Here is a 3,679-nt window from a genome sequence, read left to right as displayed (position 1 = left end):
AACTTTGATATAATGGCAGCTGTTATGGCTGGTGGTATGGTTCCACCACTTGTAATAGCATTATGCACAACATTCTTCAAAAATAAATTTACTGAAAAAGACAGGCAAGCAGGTCTTGTAAATTATATAATGGGTCTTTCATTTATCTCAGAAGGTGCAATCCCATTTGCGGCAGCAGATCCGATAAGAGTATTACCATCATGTATAATTGGTTCAGCTATTGCTGGAGGACTTTCAATGGCATTTGGATGCGCGTTAAGAGCACCTCATGGAGGAGTATTTGTAATAGCAATTGTAACTAATCCATTAGCATATATCGCAGCTATAGTTGCAGGATCAGTAGTTGGTGCAATAATATTAGGAATATTAAAGAAACGTATTGAAGGATAAAATTAAAAATTAGAATAATATTAATAAATAGTCATCTGTAAATAGCTTATGCCATTTATATATGGCTATTTATATTATTCTTATTCTTTCTAATATTTAAAGATATAATTCTATTAATTTATATGGATAATATGAGAGGGAAAGTATGAAGCGTAAAGATAAAATTTATAATTATATATTAATTAACTCAAAAAAATTTAATAAAGAGAAGTTGTTATTAAAAAAGGGATTCAATGCTCAGGAAATTGAGGAAAACCTTAATATATTAAAAAGCAATGTATGCAGAGAGCTTAATGTTCTTTGTAGAGAAAAGAAAATAATTAAAATCAAAATGAGACCTGTATGTTACTTTGAAAGAAATTGTTTTGAAAATATATTAAATATAGAACTACCATTAGATGTAGAAGAAATAATAGATATAAATGATTATATTAGTAGTAAAAGGAACAATAATGAAGAACAATCTCCTTTTAATGATTTGATTGGAGCAAATACGAGTCTAAAAAATCAAATTGAACAAGCTAAAGCAGCTTTAATGTATCCACCAAATGGTCTTCATACATTAATAATAGGAAGTACAGGAGTTGGAAAAAGCTTATTTGTTAATATTATGTACAAATACTCCAAGTATATAAAAAAGCTACCAGAGGATGCTCCATTTATTATTTTTAATTGTGCTGATTATTGTAACAATCCTCAATTGTTATTGTCTCATATTTTTGGTCACATTAAGGGCGCATTTACAGGGGCAGAAAAAGAGAAAGAAGGTATTGTTGAAAAAGCTGATGGTGGAATATTATTTTTGGATGAAATTCATAGATTACCACCTGAAGGACAGGAAATGATTTTTTATTTTATGGATACGGGTACATACAATAAGTTAGGTGAATCTGATAGGATGAGAAAAGCAAAAGTATTATTAATAGGAGCCACAACAGAAGATCCTAATTCAACGTTACTTAATACTTTTATCAGAAGAATACCTATAACAATAGCTATTCCTAACTTCGAAGAAAGAACTATTGAAGATAAACTTGAAATGATTCATTACTTATTATCTAAAGAAGCCCAAAGGGTAAATAAAACCATCAAAATTTCATCTGAGGCGGTCAAAGCCTTTATAGGAAGTACGACCTACGGAAATATTGGTCAACTGAAGTCTAATATTCAATTAGCATGTGCAAAAGGTTTTTTAAATTCTATTAATACAAATGAGTGCATTGATATAAATTTAAAATTATTACCGTCAAATATAAGAAATGGAATATTTAATTTTGTAAATAAGGTAAAGGATAATACAGCGATTTGGAATATAGTGCCGAACACTATAATGATTCAGCCTGATGGTGATAAAACATTTTTAGAAACTGATGCATATGAGCCGCCTTTTAATATTTATAATATAATTGAAGATAAAGCATCATTGCTTAAAGATGAAGGTATGAGAGATGATGATATTAAGAATTTTATAGCAACAGATATAAATATTCACTTAAAAAAATTCTATGATAGATTCAAAAATGATTTGCATCGTAAAGAGGGATTATTAAAAATTGTAGATAAAGATATTATTGATTTTTCTGAAGAAATAAAAGTTTTAGCTGAAAATAGGCTGGGTAAAAAATTAAATGATAGATTTATTTATGCAATAAGTCTTCATTTTAGTGCATTATTTAATAGAATAAATAAAATGAATGTATCCTTTTCAACTGATATTAATTTGCAAACTTCAATTTTTAGCAAAGAATATGAGGTTGCTAAAGAGATTCATAAACTAATAGAAGATAGATACAAATTAACAATTCCTAAAGTTGAAATTGAATATTTAGCTTTGCTTTTAACTTCAATACAAGAATCTTCTCATCAAGGAAGAGTTGGAATTGTAGTAGCAGCTCATGGCGCAAGTACAGCTACAAGCATGGTTGCTGTAGCCAAAAAACTATTTGATGCGGACAATATTATCGCAGTAGATATGCCACTTGAAAGGACACCTGCGGATATTTTAGAAATTGTAGTAGAAAAAGTTGAACAAGTTAATGAAGGAAAAGGGGTACTTTTGCTAGTTGATATGGGATCATTAAATAGTTTGAGTGAAGTTATTACGGAAAGAACTAAAATTAATACTAAGAGCATTGATATGGTATCTACACCATTAGTATTAGAAGCTGTTAGAAAATGTGCTTTATGTGATACTGATCTTAATTCTGTATACACATATTTATGTACTGATTTTAGGGGATATACAAATAATATTATCTCAAGTGATTTATCTGAAAAGGATGATGTTATAATCACAATTTGTTCTACTGGTAAAGGTGCTGCTAACAAACTTAAAGAATTAGTTGAAGCTATAGCAAAGAATACATCACTTAAAAATATTAATATTATACCATGCGGATTAAATGATTTAAATAATATGATTAATAATATGAAAAAGAAAAGTAACATTATTTGCGTTATTGGAATTACAAATCCTCATGCGGGGATACCTTTTATATCAATTGAGGAATTAATAGATGGATCTGGGGAAGAGGTATTAAAAAACATCCTTGAAGGAAAGAATGTTAAAACTTCAAATAAAAGCGAAAATCAAATTGTATTGAAAAATCTTTGTAAACAAACACTAACTGAATTTATAACCTTTCTTAACCCAGAAAAAATATATTCTTTGTTAGATGAATTTGTAAATACAATTGAAAAATCCTTAAATATACATTATTCAAATCCAGCAAAATTAAGAATTATGTTTCACGTTGCTTGCGCATTAGAGAGGATGCTTTTAAATAATGGATTAACTTATGATGACACAGAAAAAGTATTTGATGAAAAAACTTTGAAAGTATTAAAGGAAGCAAAAAATATTTTCTATTCGGCGTTATCAATAAATTTAAGCGAAGATGAAATTTATTATATAATAGATGTAATTTCTCAAAATTAACAAGCTATTTGCTATACATAAGAGTGCACTTCTGTTTTAAACAGGGTGTACTCTTATTTTATATGTTCATATTAACAATGTAGTAGTCTATGTAATATAGGAATTTTCTAGTGAATCAAAAGAATGACACTGTTTAAAAAATTTAATGAAAAGTATGTTATAAGTGTGTCAAATTTCAAAATAAAGAATGTCAAAAGTGAAATTAGAATGTTAGAAAATATTTGTATTTGTTCATTATCCTTTTAAAATAAACATTTGAAGATATAGGCTTATTCTGACACTCTTAGTTGGCATGGGAATTGCTATGTATATAAGTATAAAAATAATATATGTAGCAAGAAAGGATGATGG

The 3,679-nt window shown here is 28.0% G+C and carries 2 protein-coding genes; both read left to right on the top strand.

Translation table 11 applies throughout. The features are described 5' to 3' along the window. Positions 1–390: fructose-specific PTS transporter subunit EIIC (locus COL3_RS25595; protein ID WP_242982196.1), on the top strand; the 390-nt coding region annotated here is incomplete at its 5' end. Between the two features lie 145 nt (positions 391–535). Beyond that, positions 536–3,328 (top strand): sigma-54-dependent transcriptional regulator, encoded by a 2,793-nt coding sequence (locus COL3_RS25590; RefSeq protein ID WP_008420601.1) that lies wholly within the window; start codon positions 536–538, stop codon positions 3,326–3,328. The last annotated feature ends 351 nt before the right edge of the window (positions 3,329–3,679 follow it).

The organism is Clostridium sp. LS (genome assembly GCF_002760435.1).
Lineage (GTDB): Bacteria > Bacillota > Clostridia > Clostridiales > Clostridiaceae > Clostridium.
This window is presented reverse-complemented; position numbering and strand designations above follow the sequence as displayed.